Raw genomic sequence first — 18,777 nt, 5'->3', positions numbered from 1 at the left:
TTTCTCCCCTTGCCATGTCGCACGATCGAATGGAGACCGACTTGCTCCCCAAACGCTTTGCTCCGCTGCTCCTCAGCGTCCTCGCCGCGCTGGTGTCGGGGCTGTTCCTCCCGGCGCCATGGGCGCTGTTCGTCTTTCCGGCGAGCGTCGCCCTGTCGCTCGTCGGCTTGTTCGACATTTTCCAGGCACGGCATGCGGTCAAGCGGAACTACCCGATCGTCGGCAGGCTGCGCTGGTTCTTCGAGGAGATCCGGCCGGCGATCCGACAATATCTGATCGAGGGCGACCACGAACGCGCGCCCTTTTCGCGCATCCAGCGGTCGCTGGTCTATGCGCGCGCGAAGAACCAGATCAGCGATCGTCCGTTCGGAACGCTCGTCGACGTCTATCAGAACGGCTATGAGTTCATCGCGCATTCGACCCGCCCCGTGCCTCCGTCGGACCCGGCGACATTCCGGGTCGCGATCGGCGGCGACGCGTGCCGGCAACCCTATCAGGCATCGATCTTCAACATCTCCGCGATGAGCTTCGGGGCGCTGAGCGCCAATGCCATTCGCGCGCTCAACAAGGGGGCGAAGCTGGGCGGGTTCGCGCACGATACCGGAGAGGGCTCGATCAGCCCCTATCATCGCGAGCATGGCGGCGACCTGATCTGGGAAATCGGCAGCGGCTATTTCGGGTGCCGTACCGAAGACGGGCGCTTCGACCCCGCCCGCTTTGCGGAACGGGCGGCCGATCCGCAGGTCCGGATGATCGAGCTGAAGATCAGCCAGGGCGCCAAGCCGGGGAAGGGCGGCATCCTGCCCGCCGAAAAGGTGAGCGCGGAGATCGCGGCGACGCGGGGCATTCCGATGGGCCGCGACTGCATTTCGCCGGCGCGGCACCAGGCTTTCTCGACACCGATCGAGCTTGTGCAGTTCATCGCCGACCTGCGCCGCCTTTCGGGCGGCAAGCCGGTCGGCTTCAAGCTGTGCGTCGGCCAGCCCTGGGAATTCATGGGCATCGTCAAGGCGATGCTCGAAACCGGGATATTGCCCGATTACATCGTCGTCGACGGCGCCGAAGGCGGGACCGGAGCAGCGCCGCAGGAATTCGCCGACCACCTCGGCATGCCGCTGCGCGAAAGCCTGCTCTTCGTGCACAACACGCTGGTGGGGGCGGGGCTGCGCAGCCGGATCCGGGTGGGAGCGGCCGGCAAGATCGTCAGCGCCTTCGACATCGCGGTCGCGATCGCGCTGGGAGCGGACTGGACCAACGCGGGCCGCGGTTTCATGTTCGCGATCGGATGCATCCAGTCGCTCTCCTGCCATACCAACCGCTGCCCGGCGGGCGTCGCGACGCAGGACCCGGTCCGCCAGCGCGCGCTCGTCGTGCCCGACAAGGCGCAGCGCGTCTATCATTACCACCGCAACACGCTTCTCGCGCTGTCCGAGATGATCGCGACGGCAGGACTAGCCCATCCGGGCGAAATCACCCCGCACCATCTCGTCCGCCGGGTCAGCCTGACCGAGATCCGGCTCTTCTCCCAACTCCATATCTTCCTTGAGGAAGGCGAATTGCTGGACGGCGCCTGCGAACGCGATTTCTACGGCAACGCCTGGAAACTGGCGCGGGCCGACAGTTTCGAAGTCGCCATTTGAGGCCGAACGCGTTTCATGTTGCGGAATATGCGAGGCCATATTCATGAAGCGGTTCTGCGGCGCAGATCGTCGAAGGAAGTGGTGGACGCACTAGGGCTCGAACCTAGGACCCGCTGATTAAGAGCCATGATCAGAGGGTCCTAGCGCATCCGCATGTGTCCAAAAATGGCGGAAATCTGCGATTCATAATCCGCATTGTTCTTGAAATGTTCGCCAGTATCCACTACAAAAAGCTACCTAAGGTAGCAGGCACATATGGCGAACAAAGTAGGTTTGACGGACGCGAAGATCGCTGGGCTCAAGGCACCGGCGGCTGGTCAGATTGAGCTGGCCGATGGTATCGTTCCCGGCCTGAGGCTCCGCATGGGTGCCAGTGGTATCAAGACGTACATTCTGCGCAAGCGGGTTCAGGGCAAATGGTTGAATGTGACCATCGGGCGCCATGGTCCGAGCTTTACCCTCGCTCATGCCCGTAAGAAGGCGCGCGATCTGCTTGTCGATGTCGAGCAGGGCAAGAGCATTGCCAGAAAGCCGGGTGCTAAGAGGAAGGGGGCAAAGGGCGTCGGTACAGTCGCCGAGCTCTACGAGACGTATCTGTCCCAGCAGATCGAGGGCAAAAAGCGCAGCGCGAGGGAGTTCGATCGGGTCTTCCGAAAGTACATTGAGCCCGAGCTCGGAGACCGCCTCGCGGACTCCATTACCCGAGGTGACGTGAGCCGCTTTGTTGAGAAGATTGCATTCGAGCGGGGCAAGGAAACCCTCACGATGGCGCGGATCGTCTATCGCCATCTTTCGACCTTCTACACTTGGGCACTCACCAGGCTCGAGCATATGCCCGCCAATCCCTGCCGGGACGCCTGGCGTCCGAAACGCAATGAACCTCGTGATCGCGTACTCAGCGACCGAGAACTCGCGGCGCTATGGCAATCTGCGGTCGAGGATGGCTATCCGTTCGGTCACCTTGTGCAGATGCTTGTCCTTACGGCTCAACGCCGGGGTGAAGTGCTCGATGCAGCTTGCGACGAGTTCGATTTCAAGGCGAAGGTCTGGACCGTCCCAGGCGACCGAGCGAAAAATGGCAAAGCGAATGTGGTGCCGCTGTCCGCGCAGGCTCTTGCAGTCGTCACAGAGGTATTCATGGCCGCAGGGATCGACCCTGACGACGCTCACAAGCAATCCCAGATCCTGTTGGCATCGAAGGTCACCAGCACGAACAGCGTTAGCGGCCTCTCGAAAGCATGGAAGCGGATCAGAGCAAGCGTGGACGAGAAGCTCGGCTACGAAGCCGGTCACTTCACAATGCATGACATTCGGCGGACGGTGGCAACTGGCCTCCAGCGTCTCGGCATACCTCTGGTGGTTTCTGAAGCGGTCCTCAATCACCAATCAGGATCAGCTATGGCCGGTGTGGCGGGGGTCTATCACCGACACCAGTATACCAACGAGAAGCGCGAGGCGTTGGCGTTGTGGGGTAAGGAGGTAATGCAGATTGCAGCCAAGTACCCAGCCGAGGCCAAAAGCGGCTAAACTCCCGTGCAGTCGCTTGCCTGCAAAATGGTCCAGCCCGGCAACATTCCGTCGATTGCCTCTGTTTCGGCTAACTTGCGGAGCAACCGCTAAAAACGCCAGTGGCGAAGAACGTCGCGGACATATCCGGGCGTCTCGCCATTCCGCGGTATACCGCCTGCGCGTTCGACTGCGCCTGGACCGGCATTATAGGCCGCGACAGCGAGGTGAACCACGCCGAACCTGTCGAGCATCTGCCTTAGATACCGCGCCGCGCCGAAGATATTGGCCATGGGGTCAAATCGATTGAAGACGCCGAGTTCCTTTGCCGTTGCTGGCATCAGCTGGCCAAGGCCCGCAGCGCCTGCCGGACTGACAGCAAGGGGGTTATAGCGGGATTCCGTCCAGACGAGCGCGTCGAGCAGGCCGGTAGGCAATGAATACTTCGCTTCCGCCGCATAGACGTGGGGCAGGTAGCTCGCCCGCCGAAACCCGGATGGGGCAGTTTTGGCCTTGGGCTCGTATCTGTACGGCAGGTTGACCCGTCCATTTACTGCAACGCTCGAACTTGGTGCTGGGGCGGGTTGCGCGGATTGCCAGAACCCATGCTCGACCAACTGAAACCCGTTCGATGCTTCGACAATCCGAATGCCGCCGGAAGGACCGGCATGTTGCTTGGGGGCATCTGGCCTTGGCAGTTCCTGGGCATTAGCAGACATGGCTGATGCGATGGCAATGCCACCGATCAGGAGGGCTCTCATTGTCATTTCTCGATCCTTCTATAGCCGAATCGAGATGGAACATATAAAGAACGTATGACGTAGGAAACTGGTTTGGCGCTGGTGCAGAGCGGAGGCTGCACGGGGAGGGCACCTCTACCGGAGTAGGTCGATGCCCCAGCTAAAGAATGCCCATCAACTCGAATGCCGCGCCCGCACGATTGTCGAAAGCCTCCAGGGAACATGGCGCCAGGGCAAAGGCATGTGCTGCTGTCCCGCCCACGACGACCGCACACCGTCGCTCAGCGTGACCTTGGGGCGAAAGGCCATCCTGTTCCATTGCTTCGCCGGATGTTCGAATGAGGATGTCATTGCGGCGTTGGATCGCAAAGGCGTTCGCAGCCGCGAGCTCTTTGACGGTTCTGGCGCCTTTACCGCTGATCGGCAAAAGCAGGGTGACTTCAGTCCCAATGCACGACGCTTGTGGCAATCGGCTTCGGCGATCTCCGACAGCCCCGTCGAACGATATCTCGCACAGCGTGGTCTCCAGCGCGCATCTGACCAGTTCCGTTACCTGGAACGTACGCCGCTCGGGCCACGCGGAGCAGTCCAATTTCTCCCTGCGATGCTGGCGGCAGTAACGACTGACATTGGCGTTATCGCAGTACACAGGACATTTCTCGATGTGGCGAGCGGCAAGCTGGCCGGCTTCGAGCGGCCCAAGCGTGCGCTTGGCAGTCTCGGCTGTGGTGCCGTCAGAGTTGCTCCCCCGGTGCAGGGGAGGCTGGGCATTGCCGAAGGTATCGAGAGCGCCCTCTCAGCCATGCAGCTCTTCGGGATCCCCTGCTGGGCGACGCTTGGAAACGAGCGGTTCGGTCTCGTTTCAATCCCGGAAAGCGTGCGCGAACTCTTCCTATTCATCGACAATGACGCCGGAGGTGCTCACGCCGAGGAGCGCGCGCTGAAGGCCTACACTGCGCCTGATCGCGTTATCCACTCACGCGCGCCAGCCTCACCCGGTTTTGACTGGAACGATGAACTCAAGTCGCGGCTCGCCCGACAACCCGATCCGTCGAGCAGAGGAGAGGGGGCCTTCGGTTGATTGAGGCCTGCCCACCCGCAGGACCTCGTCAGGAGGTTCCCATGTCCAACTCTTCCCTCGCCTTTGCATTCGATGACCCATCACCGCCCGTTGTTGTGATGGCGGCCCAGACCATGGCTTCTGAGCTGGCGGCAGGCCGCGCGCTTTCACGCAGCGACGTCACGCGCATCATGACAGAGCACTTCGGGGGGAGCGATGCTCTCGGGCGTTGGTCAGTTCGTGACGCCCATGCAGCTACCGAGCTGGCACAGGTTCAATACCTGCGAGCAGCGGATCAGATTCTGCTCTCGGCGTCGATCGACGAGGCGGAACAGTTCTTCTGCTCCCTCGATGCCCGACTGCCGACCCAGACCAATCGCAGCGACGAGCAGATCGAATGGCAGCAGTTTGCGACGCCGCCGCGCCTTGCCTGGCTTGCTGCCCGAGCTTGCGCGCTGGCCACTGGCGAGCTTGTGCTGGAACCCTCGGCCGGAACGGGCATGCTCGCGGTCTGGGCCGCCAAGGCCGGCTCGCGCCTTGCCCTCAACGAAATCTCGCCGCTCCGCCGCGACTGCCTGAATGCCCTGTTCCCGGCTGCCCGAGTGGCCGGTCATGACGCTGAGCTGATCGACGAACTGCTTGATCCCGCCATCACCCCAAGCGTCGTGTTGATGAACCCTCCCTATTCGCACGGCATCGAGCGAGGGCACGATAGTCGCACCGGCTCGCGCCACCTGAGGTCGGCCTGGAACCGTCTGGCGTCCGGCGGTCGGCTTGTCGCAATCATGCCCGAATGGTTCGATTGCGCGAGGTTTCTGGCGGGTCTGAAGGGGCCAGTCTCGCTGCGGCTCAATGCCGCAGTCGAACGTGCGTTCATCAGACATGGCACCGGGATCACCACCCGGCTGCTGGTCATCGACAAGGTGGGAGGCTCCAAGGAGCCCGTCACAATCCGTACCAGCGAAATCGGCCAGTTGGTCGATCTTGTCGATGCTCTGCCGGCTCGCGCCAGCTTGGAGGCTGCTCCCGAGCAATCGAGCCTCCCGGCTCGTGCGCCGTTTCGCCTGGTGACCGCGCCGCGCAGGCCGTTGCCGACATCAGCCAGGCTCACTCCTGCAGCCACCGTTATCGGGTCGCTCACCTACCAGTCGCTCGAAACCCCCGCGCCGCTTGCCCCTCAGGTCGGTCACTATCTGCCCTATCGCCCGAGCAGGATCGTTATCGATGGCGCGGCCGAGCATCCAACGCCGCTCGTTGAGTCCGTCGCCATGGGGTCGATCGCCGCACCGATTCCCGAAGCTGTGCCCCAGCTGCCCGACGGAATGATTGCCAAGGGACTGCTGTCGGCCGCCCAGGCAGAGACACTGATCTACGCGGCTAGCGCCCATGCGCGCGATCTACCCGGTCGGTTCGAGCCCGAGGACAAGGGCTGTTCGCTCAAGGCATCTGCGGAAGGCCAGACGTACCGCCAGGGCTATTTCCTCGGGGACGGAACGGGCGCCGGGAAGGGCCGTCAGGTTGCCAGCGTCATCCTCGATCGCTGGGTGCGCGGGGAGCGCCGCCATATCTGGATCTCGAAGAACGAGGCACTGCTGGAAGATGCCCGGCGCGACTGGGCTGCGCTTGGTGGTCTACCGATCGACATCCAGCCACTGGCTTCTTGGAAACTCGGCACCCCCATCGCCATGCGCGATGGCATTCTCTTCGTGACCTACCCGACCCTGCGGTCAGGCCGAAACGATGCGACCCGCCTCGACCAGATCCTCGCCTGGGCGGGTGATGACTTCGACGGCGTGATCGTGTTCGACGAGGCGCACGCCATGGCCAATGCTGCTGGCGGCGAAGGATCGCGAGGCAAGGTCAAGGGATCGGAGCAGGGTATCGCTGGCGTGCGCCTGCAGAACCTCCTGCCGCGGGCACGCGTGCTCTACGCCTCGGCAACAGGTGCATCAGACGTCAACAATCTGGCCTATGCCACGCGCCTTGGCCTGTGGGGTCCGGAGACAGCCTTCGCCAATCGCGAGGCGTTCGTCGCCGACATTCGTGACGGCGGGATCGCAGCGATGGAACTGGTTGCGCGGGACCTCAAGTCGCTCGGCCTCTACACCGCGCGCGCATTGTCCTTCGCCGGCGTCGAATACGAAATCCTCGAGCATCGCCTGAGCGAGGATCAGATTGCGGTCTATGACGCCTATGCCGAGGCCTGGGCAATCTTATGGCGAGCTGCGCATAAGACGGCTTATCGCGAGGAAGCGGTAATGCGGAGGAGCGCGGCGTAACCGGCGAATTCCCATGATAGTGTGCGCAGTTGCTGCGCATTATATTGGTTGCGAACCTCGGCGGTCCCTGGACCAGCTGAGGAGGCAATCATGTTGAAGTTGCATGACGAGTTGATCACCGAACTCTCGAATTCGCTCACCACACAGAATTACAATCCCGTGGTCGTGGCGAACCACCGTCTCTACGCCCGCGCGTTTCTCGATTATCTGGCCGAGTGCGATATACAGGTCGAGACTGTGACGCCGCAGCAGGTCGATCAGTATTTTGGCTATGCGGTTCAGGATTTTGAGATCCAGTACGGTCGGCCTCCCAGTGCGCGTTGGCACATGTTGCCCCGCACCGCGATCGCCAAGCTCCTCCGGCTTGCTCAAGGCAATTGGCCCCCGGACGCAGAAATGATCGGTCCCGATGACGAGCATCGACATGAAATTTGCCGCGAATACGAGGCATGGCTGCGCGAGGAGCGCGGTTTGGCAAGCGCGTCCATTGCGGCGCTGATGTGGGAGGCGCGAAACTTCCTGCGATGGCAGTTCGACCGGGCCGGTGCCGCCAGCCTCGAAACGTTGAGCATCGTGGACATCGATCTCTACATGGACATGCGCGCGCCTGGTTTACGGCGCAAATCATTGGCCGATGTCGCTGAGCGTCTCCGTTCGGTGGTTCGCCATCTGCATCGGACGGGTCGCATCCCGACCGATCTGACGCCACACATCATCGGCCCCATGCTCTATGCCTACGAAGATGTGCCGTCGACGCTGGAAAGGAGCCAAATCGCCGCGGTTCTGGCGACAACGCAGGAGGACAGATCGCCACGCGGACTACGCGATTATGCGATACTTCAGCTGCTTGCCACGTATGGGCTGCGCGAAGGTGAGATATGCCGCCTTCGGCTCGATGACGTGGACTGGCGCGCAGAATCCCTCCGGATCTGCCACACCAAGACCAACGCGTACTCGTACATGCCGCTAATGGTGACTGTTGGTGAAGCGCTGCTGGATTATCTGCGCCTTGGGCGGCCCCAGGTTGAAGTGCGGGAAATCTTCGTCCGATCCTGCGCACCCTATATCGCAATGACGAACCTGTACGGCATGATCCGCGGTCGGTTGGCCGCCGCAGGCGTAGTGCCAGCAGGAAAGCGGGGGCCGCATGTCTTTCGCCACGCACGTGCGGTCGAAATGCTGCGGGCATCGGTCCCGCAAAAGATCATCGGCGACGTGCTCGGGCATCGATCCACCGAATCCACCAATACTTATCTCAAACTGGCAACAGATGATCTCCGAGCCGTGGCACTCGAGGTGCCTGGAATGGAGGTGCTGTCATGAGCGCCTGGCACGATCCCGATCGCACCGTCGTCGACGCCTTCCTGGTAAAATCGCAGTTCCGGCCGGGAAGCGTACCGACATATCGCTGGTTCCTTTGCACCTTCGAAGATGTTGCCCGCCGGCATCCGGCGGTGGACCGGCAGATGCTCGACGCCTGGCTGAAGGAGATGCAAAAACGTTGGCGATTGTCGACGCTGCTCAATCAGGTCTGCATTGTCGACCGCTTCCTCGACCACCTCGTCGAAATCGGGCTGATCGCCGACAACCCTGTTGCTGCACTTCGCCGTCGGTACAACGTCAAGCAAAGCAAGCCGATCTGGCGGGCCTTGGCTTCCCCGAATCCCGACGAATCCTTGGCCGCGTTACGACGGCCTGCGCCCTTCGGCAGCGTGCTGGGTGACTTCATGCAAGACCATGTCATGCTGATGCGCAGCCGGGGATATCAATATGAAGCGCAGGCTCACTGGCTGCTGCGGTTCGATCGGTTCCTTCAGGCCCGTCCCGACCTCGCGGAGCAACCACTTGAGGCAATGATTGCGAGCTGGGCGGCTGCCAAGCCGACCCGCAACCACGCGGCTGAATGCCAGAAGCTGGCGCGCATCCTGACCAAGGCGCGGTTCCGCCTCGATCCGACTATCCCGCCAAAGCGCTTCAATCCCCGGCCAGAGCGGGAAGTAGCGCGGGAGCATCGGCAACCGCATATCTTCAGCCCGGCTGACGTTCGGCGTATGCTCGATACCGCACGGACTTATCCGTCGCCGGACGCTCCGCTGCGGCCGTTGACCCTCTACACCATGATCATGCTGGCCTATTGTGCCGGGCTACGGCGAAGCGAGCTGGCATGGCTCGATCTTGGTGACGTGGACCTGCAATCAAGCACGATCACGATCCGGGAAACGAAGTTCTACAAGACCAGGATCTTGCCTCTATCCGACAGTGTCGCGGTCGAACTGCGCGCGTACATCGATGCGAGGCGGCGCGCTGGCGGCCCACAGAACCCGAAATCAGGGCTGTTCTGGCATGCCCACTTAAATGACCGCTACAGGCCCGAGGCGGTTACGACAATGATTACCAACGTCATGCGCCGTGCTGGGCTCAAGCCCGCTTCGGGCCGGACCGGGCCGCGGGTCCATGACCTTCGTCACTCGATGGTGGTGAACCGCATCCTCCAGTGGTACCGGTCCGGCATTAACCCTCAGGAAAAACTGCACTTCCTCTCGACCTACATGGGGCACCGGGATCTCCACTCCACGCTGGTCTACATCACCGTCACGCAGGATCTGTTGCAGGAAGCCAGTGAACGGTTCCGCGCGCTCGGCGCCCCGTGCCTTGTCACGGAGGCGCGGCCATGAGGAAAGGCAATCCATTGCCCGCGTTGTTGCGGGCGTTCTTCCAGGAGTGGCTGGCCGAGCAGCGCAGCGCGTCAATCCACACGATCCGCTCTTATCGCGACACCTGGCGGCTGCTGCTTCGGTTCGTCGCGGAGCGAAAAGGCTGCGGGGTCGCGCGGCTGACGCTCACCGACGTCTCGGCCGGCGAGGTGCGCGCGTTCCTTCATCATACCGAGCATGGCCGCAAGACCACGATCGGCACGCGGAACTGCCGACTGGCCGCCATCCGCAGCTTCTTCAGCTTCGTGGCGGACAAGAATCCGGAATACATCGCGCAGTGCTCAGAGGTCCTGGCTGTTCCGTTGAAGCGGGAGCCCACCTCCGCGCCGTGCTACCTCGAGCCCGAGGAGGTCGAGGCCATCCTCGCCCAGCCCAACCGATCGACACTCGAAGGGCTGCGCGACCATGTACTGCTCTCGTTCCTCTATAACAGTGGCGCGCGAATCCAAGAGGCGCTTGACCTCTGTCCCGAAGCAATCCGGTTCGATGCACCGAACTTCGTGCGTCTTTACGGCAAGGGGCGCAAGGAACGCATCTGCCCGCTCTGGCCAGAAACCGTGGCATTGCTCAGGAAGCTACTGGAGCGACAGCCGCGTGCGCCCGATGAGCGGATCTTCGTCAATCGATACGGTGAACCGCTAGGGGCGTCAGGGGTGCGGTTCAAGCTCAACGCCTACGTGGAACAAGCCGCGAAATCGACGCTGACCCTCCAGTCAAAACACGTTACGCCTCACAGCTTCCGGCACGCGACCGCCGTCCACCTCGTTGCCGCCGGGGTCGATATCACCGTCATCCGCAGTTGGCTCGGGCACGTCAGTCTCGATACGACCAATCACTATGCTCAGGCCAATCTGGAGACCAAACGAAAGGCGCTGGAACAGGTTGGCGCCCCGGCGGCGAGCAACGTGCCACCTTCGTGGAAGCGAGATGCCAATCTGATGGGATGGCTCGACACCCTATAGAATAATGTGAAGGACGTGGCGAAATGTTCCGCAGCTTTGCAGGACTACGCCGCGTTCCTCCGCATTACCGCTTCCTCGCGATAAGCGATCATTCACGCCAACCTCCGAGAAGCGCTGGAAGCCACGCGGATCGTCGATAGCGAAACCGGCGGGACGCTCAATTCCGGTGCCAAGTCCGCAGCGCTGTCCATCTTCGAAGGAACCAAGCAGCGCTTCTTCGCGCAGCTGCTTCTGTCGATGAAGCTGCCCAGCCTGTTACCAGCCATCGACGCAGCGATTGCCGAGGGGAACGCCGTTGTCGTCCAGCTCGTCTCGACCGCAGAAGCCATGCTTAATCGTCGGCTAGCCGACCTCTCGGACGAAGAGCGCGAAGCGCTGGAGATCGATCTGTCCCCGCGGGAATACATCTAATGTTGAGCTCAACATTAGATCGCTTCTTTGCAGTCGCAGTTTATGTCGAGCGTGGCGGCAGGAGGCGCAGGTTTCCTTCGGTTTTCCATGATTTCACTCCAGATAATTACAGTTCCTTCGACCTCAACAAGTCGAAGGAAGTTAAATGCGAACAAGATCATCATTGCCGTTTCGAGCGGCCCCGCTCCGGGTCGAAGACCCGCCCAGACACGACACCCTACTCACCGCATTCCTCTCCTCTCTGTCGCTCGACGAGAGGTCAGCCTGTGCGGTTCTGTTTGGCGCTGCTGCCCGCCATTTCCTGCATTGGCTGGAACTCCATGGGATCGCGGTCCGCACGATCGACGATCGGGCTGTTCGGCGGTTCGAGAAGCACCGGTGCCGGTGCCACCGGTATTCAGCGCAGCAGCCAGTATATAAGGCGGACATGGCAGCGCGAGTCAGACGCTTCGTCCGCTTCCTGGAAGATCAAGGCTACGTCGAAGTCGACGACGGGATCGACGATCTGCCACGGCACCTCGCCGACTATTTCGACGCGATCAATAGCCTGCAACTCGCGCAGGGACCGGCGCAGTCCTATCGATCCGAGGCCGAGCATGTCGTGGCCTGGCTTCGCATTGCGCGACGACGGTGGGCCGATATCGACGACACGATCATCGACCAGTACGCCGTGCATGATTGTCGTTGCCCGGTCTGGCGCAAGCGGGGCAAGCTGGTCACCACGGGCACCAAGCGGCGGCGGCGCTGCGCTCGGCACTTCGTCGAGTTTCTGCGGGGTCGAGGCGTCATCCCATCGGTCGAACCGGTGGTGGACGATAACCCGCACATGGCGGCATATCTGACATGGCTCAAGCAACATCGCGGCGCGACCGACGAGACGATCCGGCGTTACCGGACCGATATCACGCGGCTCATGCCCATGCTCGGCGAGCCTTCAAAATGGGATGCAGCCGCTCTCAGGCGCGCGTTCCAACGACGAAGCAAGGAGACGCCGGGTTCGGCATCGCTGCTCGTCACGATAATGAGGAGCTACATTCGGTTTTTGATCGTGCAAGGCGAGTGCCGACCGGCATTGTTGCACGCGATACCATCAGTGCAACGCTACCGCCTTTCGGCGTTACCCCGTCACGTTGACCCGGCCACGATCGAGAAGATCATTGCAGCCTGTCCGACTGATCGGCCGGTGGAAGTCCGCGACAAGGCCATCATTCTCCTGCTCGCCAGGCTCGGATTGCGAGCGGGCGATGTCCGGGACATGCGGCTCGACGATATCGATTGGCGGGGCGGGTACATCCGGGTCAAGGGCAAGACCCGAAGGCCGGACCGGTTGCCACTGCCGCAGGATGTCGGCGACGCGATTCTGGCATATCTTGCGGCAGCCCGCCCGAAGGCCGTCGAAGAGCATCTGTTCCTGCGCGTGCAAGCTCCGTTCCGGCCATTCAGCTCGTCCGCGGAGATCGCAGGCATCGTTGCACGCACGCACGAGCGCGGTGGGATCGAAGGGGTGCCGACCGGGTCGCACATATTCCGGCATTCGCTTGCCACCAACTTGCTGCGCACCGGCGCGGGCTTGGAGTCCGTTGGGACCATCCTGCGTCACAGCTCGCCCGAGACCACTGCCATCTACGCCAAGGTCGATCTGCCGATGCTCATGAAGATCGCGCAGCCCTGGCCCGGAGACCTGCCATGTTGAACACACACATCTCAAGATACGTCGCTCTGCATCGCAGCCTGGGTCGCAAGTATTCCGAACAGGACCGGATGCTCCGCCAGTACGCTGCCTACGCCGAGGGTTTCGGCGATCGGCACACTCAGGTCCAGCGCATCTACGACTGGTGCCACACGTCAAGCTCACAATATGTGGCCCGCCGGAGGTTCGACACCGCACGTAACTTCAGCCTTTTCGCTCAGGCCGAAGATTCAGGCCACGAAGTTCCGCCTGCCGGCGTCTTCGGCCGGGGCAAGCGGCCACGCCCGACGCCGACCATCATTGAACCGGACCAAGTGCGGGCGATCATGACTGCAGCATTGGACGTTCCACCCCAAGGCACGATCAGCCCATACACATACCATTACCTGTTCGGCCTGCTCGCGGCGACAGGTCTCCGGATTTCCGAGGCCCTCGCGTTACAATGCAACGATCTGGTCGAGGATGGCCTGATCGTCCGCAACGGCAAGTTCGGCAAGCAGCGGCTGATTGCCTTGCAGCCATCGACGCGCCAAGCACTCGAAGCCTATCTCGCCCTCCGCGAGAAGCACGCGGCCAGGGGCAACGACCTGTTCGTCACTATCCGGGGACGGGCACCGCACAAGGTGCGCGCCCACGTCGTGTTCGTCAGATTAGCCCGGCAGCTCGGATATCGTGGACCAACCGGTACGGCGGGCATGCGACTCCACGATCTGAGGCACACCTTCGCTGTCCGCTCGCTTGAGGCATGTCCGCCCGACAGGGAGGCGATCGCACACCACATGGCCGGACTCAGCGTCTATCTGGGGCACGCGTCGGTCGCCAACACGTATTGGTATCTCGAAGCCACTCCGGTGCTGCTGCGCGACATCGCTGCCGCCAGCGAGCAACTTTACCGGGGAGAAGCGGCATGACGGCGCTCGCTCCCCATCTCTCGGCATACCTGCGTGAACATCTGCCACGCGAACGTGCCGTCAGCCCGCACACGGTGAAGACTTATGCCAACTGCTTCGTCCTCCTCGTTCAGTTCGCTGCCGATCGGCTGAAGCGTCGGCCGACCGATCTTGAGATCGAGGATCTCGGCACCGACATGATCATGGCCTTCCTGGACCATGTAGAGACCGGCCGCGGCAGCTGCGTGCGGACCCGTAATGGCAGGCTCGCTGCGATCCGGTCCTTCTTCCGGTATATCGAGTATCGCATTCCAGCCTGCCTCGATCAGGCTCTCCGCGTCAGATCGATCCCGACCAAGAAGACTGACAAGGCGCTGATCGACTATCTCGACCGGGCCGAGATCAAGGCGTTGCTCGACGCCCCCGATCCCCGCACTCGGCTTGGCACCCGCGATCGCGCCATGCTGCATCTGGCCTATGCCGGCGGGCTCCGGGTATCGGAACTTGTGTCGCTGCAGCTGCGCGATTTCCCGGACCGCTCCCTGTCCACCGTGCACATCATGGGCAAGGGTCGGCGTGAACGGGTCCTGCCGCTCTGGAAGGAGACCCAGTTCGCATTGCGCGCGTGGCTTGCGATACGGCCCGACGCGCAAGCTGCCGAGATATTCCTCAATGCCAACGGGCAACCCATGACCCGTGACGGGTTCGCATTCCGTTTGGCCGAGCACGTCAAGACCGCGGCAACGAAGCAGCCGTCGATCCTCGGCAAACGGGTTACGCCGCATGTGTTGCGCCATTCCAGCGCGATGCACACGCTCGCGGCGACCGGGGACATCCGCAAGGTCGCGTTGTGGCTTGGCCATGCCAGCATACAGAGCACCGAGACATACCTGCGGGCCGATCCCGAGGAGAAGCTGCAAATCCTCGCGGCTCATGGTGCCCCCGCCATCAAGCCCGGGCGCTTCAAGCCACCATCCGATGCCCTGATTACCATGCTTACCGATGTTCGAAGGCGGGCCTAGCCCGTCACCGAACATTCCCCCTGACCCTCATATTATCTGGAGTGAAATCATGGAAAACCGAAGGAAACCTGCGCCTCCTGCCGCCACGCTCGACATAAACTGCGACTGCAAAGAATATGTGATCGACTACCTCGCCAAGAGCTTTCCTGTCCGGCTGATGGCCGTCTTCACCGACGAAAACGGCAATCCTCGCTCCGAGCCGATGAGCGACGAGCAAGGCGCGCCGGTAATGTGCCGATCGGCACTCGCCGCGCGCGACCGGATGATCGAGCAGCTCTGCGCCTTGCCGCCGATCGCGACAGCGCTTGATGCCACTATCGAACGCTTTGGCGTCGACCAAGTGGCGGAAGTGACCGGCCGGACGCGGCGGCTCATCGTCGGCCGCGATGGTCGTCAGAAGCTGCAATCCCGGTCGCCGCGCGCGAACGTCGCTGAAACCCAGGCATTCATGGACGGCACCAAGCGCATTCTTGTCTTTTCCGATGCCGGGGGAACGGGGCGCAGCTACCATGCCGATCTCGCATCCACGAACCAGGCCCGCCGCGTTCACTTTCTGCTCGAGCCGGGCTGGCGGGCAGACGCAGCAATCCAGGGGCTTGGCCGCACCAATCGGACCAACCAGGCTTCGGCCCCGCTGTTCAGGCCCGTTACGACCGATGTACGCGGTGAGCGCCGGTTCATCTCGACGATAGCACGTCGCCTCGACAGCCTCGGTGCCCTCACGCGCGGGCAGCGCCAGACCGGCGGGCAAAACCTGTTCGATCCGGCTGACAATCTCGAGAGCATCTACGCCAAGGAAGCGCTCCATCGCTGGTTCGGCCTGTTGTTCACCGGCAAGCTCGAAGCGGTCAGCCTCGGGCGCTTCCAGGAGCTGACGGGCCTCAGGATCGAAGCTCCTGACGGGTCGATGGTCGATGACCTGCCGCCGATCCAGCGCTGGCTCAATCGCATCCTCGCGTTGCCGATTGCCTTGCAGAACGCGATCTTTGACGAGTTCATGGGGCTGGTCGAGGCGCGTATCGATGTCGCCCGCCAGGCCGGGACGCTCGATCTCGGCCTTGAGACCATCGCGGTCGAGGACTTCACGCTACTGTTGGACACGCTGCTGCGCACGGATCCGGCGTCGGGCGCAACAACCCATCTGCTGGAACTGGAAATTGCCAGAGCCTTGAAGCCGTTGACGCTCAAGCGACTCGAGGAGCTCTACGGCCTCGCCGCTGGGCAACGGCAGCGAACTGTTCGGAACGCCCGCTCGGGCCGGGTCGCCTTGCTCGTGCCCGCCCGCAGCATTCTTGCCGATGACGGCACGCGCGTTTCCCGCTTCGAATTGCTGCGCCCGCTGAAGCGCAGCCACATCACCGAGGATCAGCTGGCTGAGAGCAGCTGGGAGGGTATCTCCGTCGAAGCTTTCCGCGAAGCCTGGGCGGCCGAGGTTGAAGAAGCGCGGTCCAGCCACAAGCGCGAGCGCCTTTATCTTGCGACGGGCCTCCTGCTGCCGGTCTGGGACAAGCTTCCTTCGGATTTCGTGAGGGTGAGCCGCATCTCGGCGGTAGATGGCCGGTCGCTCCTTGGCCGGGAGGTTCCAGCCCATTGCGTGCCCGAACTGTGCCGGGCGCTGGGTTTGGAACGCGAGCAATCGCACTCCGCCGATGACATCGTCCAGACCGTCCTAGCGACCGGCCGACCCATGGAATTCGCCGGCCGTGAGCAGCTCATGGTCAAGCGCAGTCTGGTCAATGGCTCACAGCGAATTGAATTGACCGGATGGAGCGTAGCCCGCCTTGACTGGTACAAGGCCCAAGGCTGCTTTACGGAAATCATCCGCTACCAGACGCGGCTGTTCGTGCCGATCGAAGGCGCGGCGAGCGTGATTGCCAGGTTGGCATCGTCCGCATAGATTGTTGCCAAATGGCATTATTGAGCGTATGTACTGCCATATGGAGATTTGCCATGCTGGCTCTGCAACCCGTTGATACTGCCATTGCCGCTTTCCGTCCCGATCCGATTACCCAGGACGAGGCAGCTGCCATGTTCCGGGCAGTCCTCAATCTGTTCGGCAAATGGGAGCTGACCGACGACCAGGCGGCAACGCTGCTCGACATGCCAGTGCGCTCTTATCGCCGCTGGAAAGCCGAAGGCCCGGGGCGCGTTTCTCGCGATGGCCGCGCTCGGCTCTCCAACCTCATGGGCATCCACAAGGCGCTTCGGATCATCTTCTCGGAGGCGACGCGGGGATATGCCTGGATCAGGTCGGCCAACGATGCGTTTGGCGGATCCAGTGCGCTCGAAGTCATGCTCGGGGGCGAACTCACAGACATCATGCGGGTGCGTCGCTACCTCGACGCCGATCGTGGTGGCTGGTGAGCGGAACGGCGGCTATCCCTGTTTCTCGGGTTGAGTGGAAGGGCGCTGTCAGGATCATCCGCAGCGCCTTTCCGCCGATCGACCTGTTCGAAGACATCGCTGATCCGGCCGACTGGCCGCTGTTGATCTCGGCAGAGCAGAAGACCAATCCCCGCATCATGGCGACGATTGGGAATCTCGACCTCGTTCCAGTCGACCGACGCGTCGGCGGCAACGGCGCCTCCTACCTCATGGCACCATTCACCCACGTCAGCACTGACCGGCCGAGCCGCTTTACCGATGGTAGCTATGGTGTGCTCTATGTCGGGGACCGGTTTGAAACCGCACTGTTCGAGACGATCCACCACCATGCCCGCTTTATGGCACGGACAAAGGAAGCGCCTGGCTGGACTTCGCAGTTCCGGGAGATCGTCATGGCGGTCGATGCAGACCTCCATGATCTGACATCCGCAGATGCAGAACTGACCCCGATGCTGGCCCCTGACAGCTACGCGGCATCTCAAGCTCTTGCTGCGAATCTCAGGGGCTCGGAATCCGACGGCATTGTCTACCCGAGCATCCGGCATCATGGTGGGGAATGCGTCGCGCTCTTCTACCCGGACTGCGCGTCAAATCCTTTGCAAGGGCGCCACCTCGACTATCACTGGGATGGGGAGCGCGTTGACCTTGTCCGTGATGCCGGATCAGGGGCTGTTTTCCGTATCGTCGATTTACCGCCCGATCCTGTCTGACGGCAAGATTTGGCCTTCCGGACGATTGCCGTAGGATCTCCGAGCACAGGGGGCGGCCAGCAGACTTAAATCTGCGCACCAGCCTTCACGAGTTCACGAAGGGCTTTGTCCGGCGAAACCGGGCCCTTGTACAGCGGGCTACACGGTGTCTCCGCTAGCTTGGCGGAAATCGCCAGGAGGTCGTCATCATCGCCCTTTTCATAGGCATAGGCGGCCAGCCAGAATTCGGCCTGCTTAACGAACTCATTGAGGATGCCCACGACGCTCCGGTTCGCAGTCTTTGCGTACCGGACCTGATCCATCCGCCAGACTTCCTGAGCGATGAATTCAGATGAGACGCCGTGCTCATTCAGAACCAGCGCCAATTGTGCCGGGAATCTTCGAGCAAGCGTGGCCGCTGGGGCTAGCGGCATAAGCACGGGAAGCAGCGTGCGCTCAGAAACCAGCAAAGCGACTTGCGGCTTCCAGAACAGCACCGTGGCATACCAATTGCCCAAGGCGGTATCGCTTTGCCAGGGCTCAGCGATCTCGGGTTTGATCCGCTCTAGTAGTTTCTTGGTGCAGTGCAGGTGAAACATGGCAGCCCTCAATAGTGTTCGCTGTTCAATGCGTCCACTGACGCTTTCGGCCTCGCCGCGGTAATGGCAACGACCGATTTAGCGTCAGTTGTTCCTAGACCGCGACAGAACGGCTGCTCCTGCCGAAACCCGCTCTTCCCGCTTCATTGAGCAGACCGACAGCATTGTGCCCCAAGGCCTTAGTTTCAAC

The 18,777-nt window shown here is 62.0% G+C and carries 15 protein-coding genes, 1 tRNA gene and 1 pseudogene; 14 read left to right on the top strand and 3 right to left on the bottom strand.

Annotation, left to right across the window (positions count from 1 at the left end; genetic code table 11):
* The first annotated feature begins 41 nt into the window (after positions 1–41).
* Complete coding sequence (locus SGRAN_RS14620; protein WP_237233523.1) at positions 42–1,640, top strand: FMN-binding glutamate synthase family protein; 1,599 nt, start codon at positions 42–44, stop codon at positions 1,638–1,640.
* 79 nt (positions 1,641–1,719) lie between these two features.
* Here SGRAN_RS14620 and SGRAN_RS22305 read toward each other — a convergent pair.
* Positions 1,720–1,801, bottom strand: a tRNA-Lys gene (locus SGRAN_RS22305).
* Positions 1,802–1,895: 94 nt separating this feature from the next.
* Between SGRAN_RS22305 and SGRAN_RS14615 the strand changes: the two genes are divergently transcribed.
* Positions 1,896–3,167 (top strand): tyrosine-type recombinase/integrase, encoded by a 1,272-nt coding sequence (locus tag SGRAN_RS14615; RefSeq protein ID WP_067184810.1) that lies wholly within the window; start codon positions 1,896–1,898, stop codon positions 3,165–3,167.
* 89 nt (positions 3,168–3,256) lie between these two features.
* On the opposite strand, the gene SGRAN_RS14610 is transcribed toward SGRAN_RS14615, so the two are convergent.
* Positions 3,257–3,913: a lytic transglycosylase domain-containing protein gene (locus SGRAN_RS14610; RefSeq protein ID WP_067184808.1), complete on the bottom strand. Its 657-nt coding sequence runs from the start codon at positions 3,911–3,913 to the stop codon at positions 3,257–3,259.
* 124 nt (positions 3,914–4,037) lie between these two features.
* Here SGRAN_RS14610 and SGRAN_RS14605 point away from each other — a divergent pair, with 124 nt between their 5' ends.
* The 12 genes and pseudogenes from SGRAN_RS14605 to SGRAN_RS14555 all read left to right on the top strand — a co-directional run bounded on the left by SGRAN_RS14605 (position 4,038) and on the right by SGRAN_RS14555 (position 18,009).
* Complete coding sequence (locus SGRAN_RS14605) at positions 4,038–4,967, top strand: DUF7146 domain-containing protein (RefSeq protein WP_067184805.1); 930 nt, start codon at positions 4,038–4,040, stop codon at positions 4,965–4,967.
* Positions 4,968–5,008: 41 nt separating this feature from the next.
* Positions 5,009–7,225, top strand: a complete 2,217-nt coding sequence (locus tag SGRAN_RS14600) for a strawberry notch-like NTP hydrolase domain-containing protein (protein WP_067184802.1) — start codon at positions 5,009–5,011, stop codon at positions 7,223–7,225.
* Positions 7,226–7,315: 90 nt separating this feature from the next.
* On the top strand, positions 7,316–8,548 hold the full coding sequence (locus SGRAN_RS14595; RefSeq protein WP_007015824.1) for a site-specific integrase: 1,233 nt from the start codon (positions 7,316–7,318) through the stop codon (positions 8,546–8,548).
* Positions 8,545–9,900 carry a tyrosine-type recombinase/integrase gene (locus SGRAN_RS14590; RefSeq protein ID WP_009823940.1) on the top strand — a complete coding sequence of 452 codons (1,356 nt, stop codon included), beginning with the start codon at positions 8,545–8,547 and terminating at the stop codon, positions 9,898–9,900. Before SGRAN_RS14595 ends, SGRAN_RS14590 begins: the two co-directional genes overlap by 4 nt.
* Entirely contained in the window at positions 9,897–10,901 is a 1,005-nt protein-coding gene (locus tag SGRAN_RS14585) for a site-specific integrase (RefSeq protein WP_009823939.1), read from the top strand. The genes SGRAN_RS14590 and SGRAN_RS14585 overlap by 4 nt, the downstream gene beginning before the upstream one ends.
* Positions 10,902–10,985: 84 nt before the next feature.
* Positions 10,986–11,312 (top strand): annotated as a pseudogene (locus SGRAN_RS23275) (strawberry notch-like NTP hydrolase domain-containing protein); the annotation flags it as partial.
* A 145-nt stretch (positions 11,313–11,457) separates the two neighbouring features.
* The gene (locus tag SGRAN_RS14580) at positions 11,458–13,005 is read left to right on the top strand and encodes a tyrosine-type recombinase/integrase (protein ID WP_067182629.1); all 1,548 of its coding nucleotides are present in this window, start codon (positions 11,458–11,460) and stop codon (positions 13,003–13,005) included.
* The gene (locus tag SGRAN_RS14575) at positions 12,999–13,913 is read left to right on the top strand and encodes a tyrosine-type recombinase/integrase (RefSeq protein ID WP_067182626.1); all 915 of its coding nucleotides are present in this window, start codon (positions 12,999–13,001) and stop codon (positions 13,911–13,913) included. The genes SGRAN_RS14580 and SGRAN_RS14575 overlap by 7 nt, the downstream gene beginning before the upstream one ends.
* Positions 13,910–14,914, top strand: a complete 1,005-nt coding sequence (locus SGRAN_RS14570; protein WP_067182623.1) for a tyrosine-type recombinase/integrase — start codon at positions 13,910–13,912, stop codon at positions 14,912–14,914. Before SGRAN_RS14575 ends, SGRAN_RS14570 begins: the two co-directional genes overlap by 4 nt.
* Before the next feature lie 202 nt (positions 14,915–15,116).
* On the top strand, positions 15,117–16,811 hold the full coding sequence (locus SGRAN_RS14565) for a strawberry notch C-terminal domain-containing protein (RefSeq protein WP_237234029.1): 1,695 nt from the start codon (positions 15,117–15,119) through the stop codon (positions 16,809–16,811).
* Positions 16,812–16,864: 53 nt separating this feature from the next.
* Complete coding sequence (locus tag SGRAN_RS14560; protein WP_067184797.1) at positions 16,865–17,278, top strand: MbcA/ParS/Xre antitoxin family protein; 414 nt, start codon at positions 16,865–16,867, stop codon at positions 17,276–17,278.
* Positions 17,275–18,009, top strand: a complete 735-nt coding sequence (locus SGRAN_RS14555) for an RES family NAD+ phosphorylase (protein WP_067184794.1) — start codon at positions 17,275–17,277, stop codon at positions 18,007–18,009. The genes SGRAN_RS14560 and SGRAN_RS14555 overlap by 4 nt, the downstream gene beginning before the upstream one ends.
* Positions 18,010–18,074: 65 nt before the next feature.
* On the opposite strand, the gene SGRAN_RS14550 is transcribed toward SGRAN_RS14555, so the two are convergent.
* Positions 18,075–18,587, bottom strand: a complete 513-nt coding sequence (locus SGRAN_RS14550; protein WP_067184791.1) for a DUF6933 domain-containing protein — start codon at positions 18,585–18,587, stop codon at positions 18,075–18,077.
* Positions 18,588–18,777: the final 190 nt, after the last annotated feature.

This window comes from Sphingopyxis granuli (assembly GCF_001559015.1).
GTDB classification, from domain to species: Bacteria; Pseudomonadota; Alphaproteobacteria; order Sphingomonadales; family Sphingomonadaceae; genus Sphingopyxis; species Sphingopyxis granuli.
The sequence above is the reverse complement of the archived record's forward strand: the minus strand, read 5'-3'. Positions and strand labels throughout refer to the sequence as shown.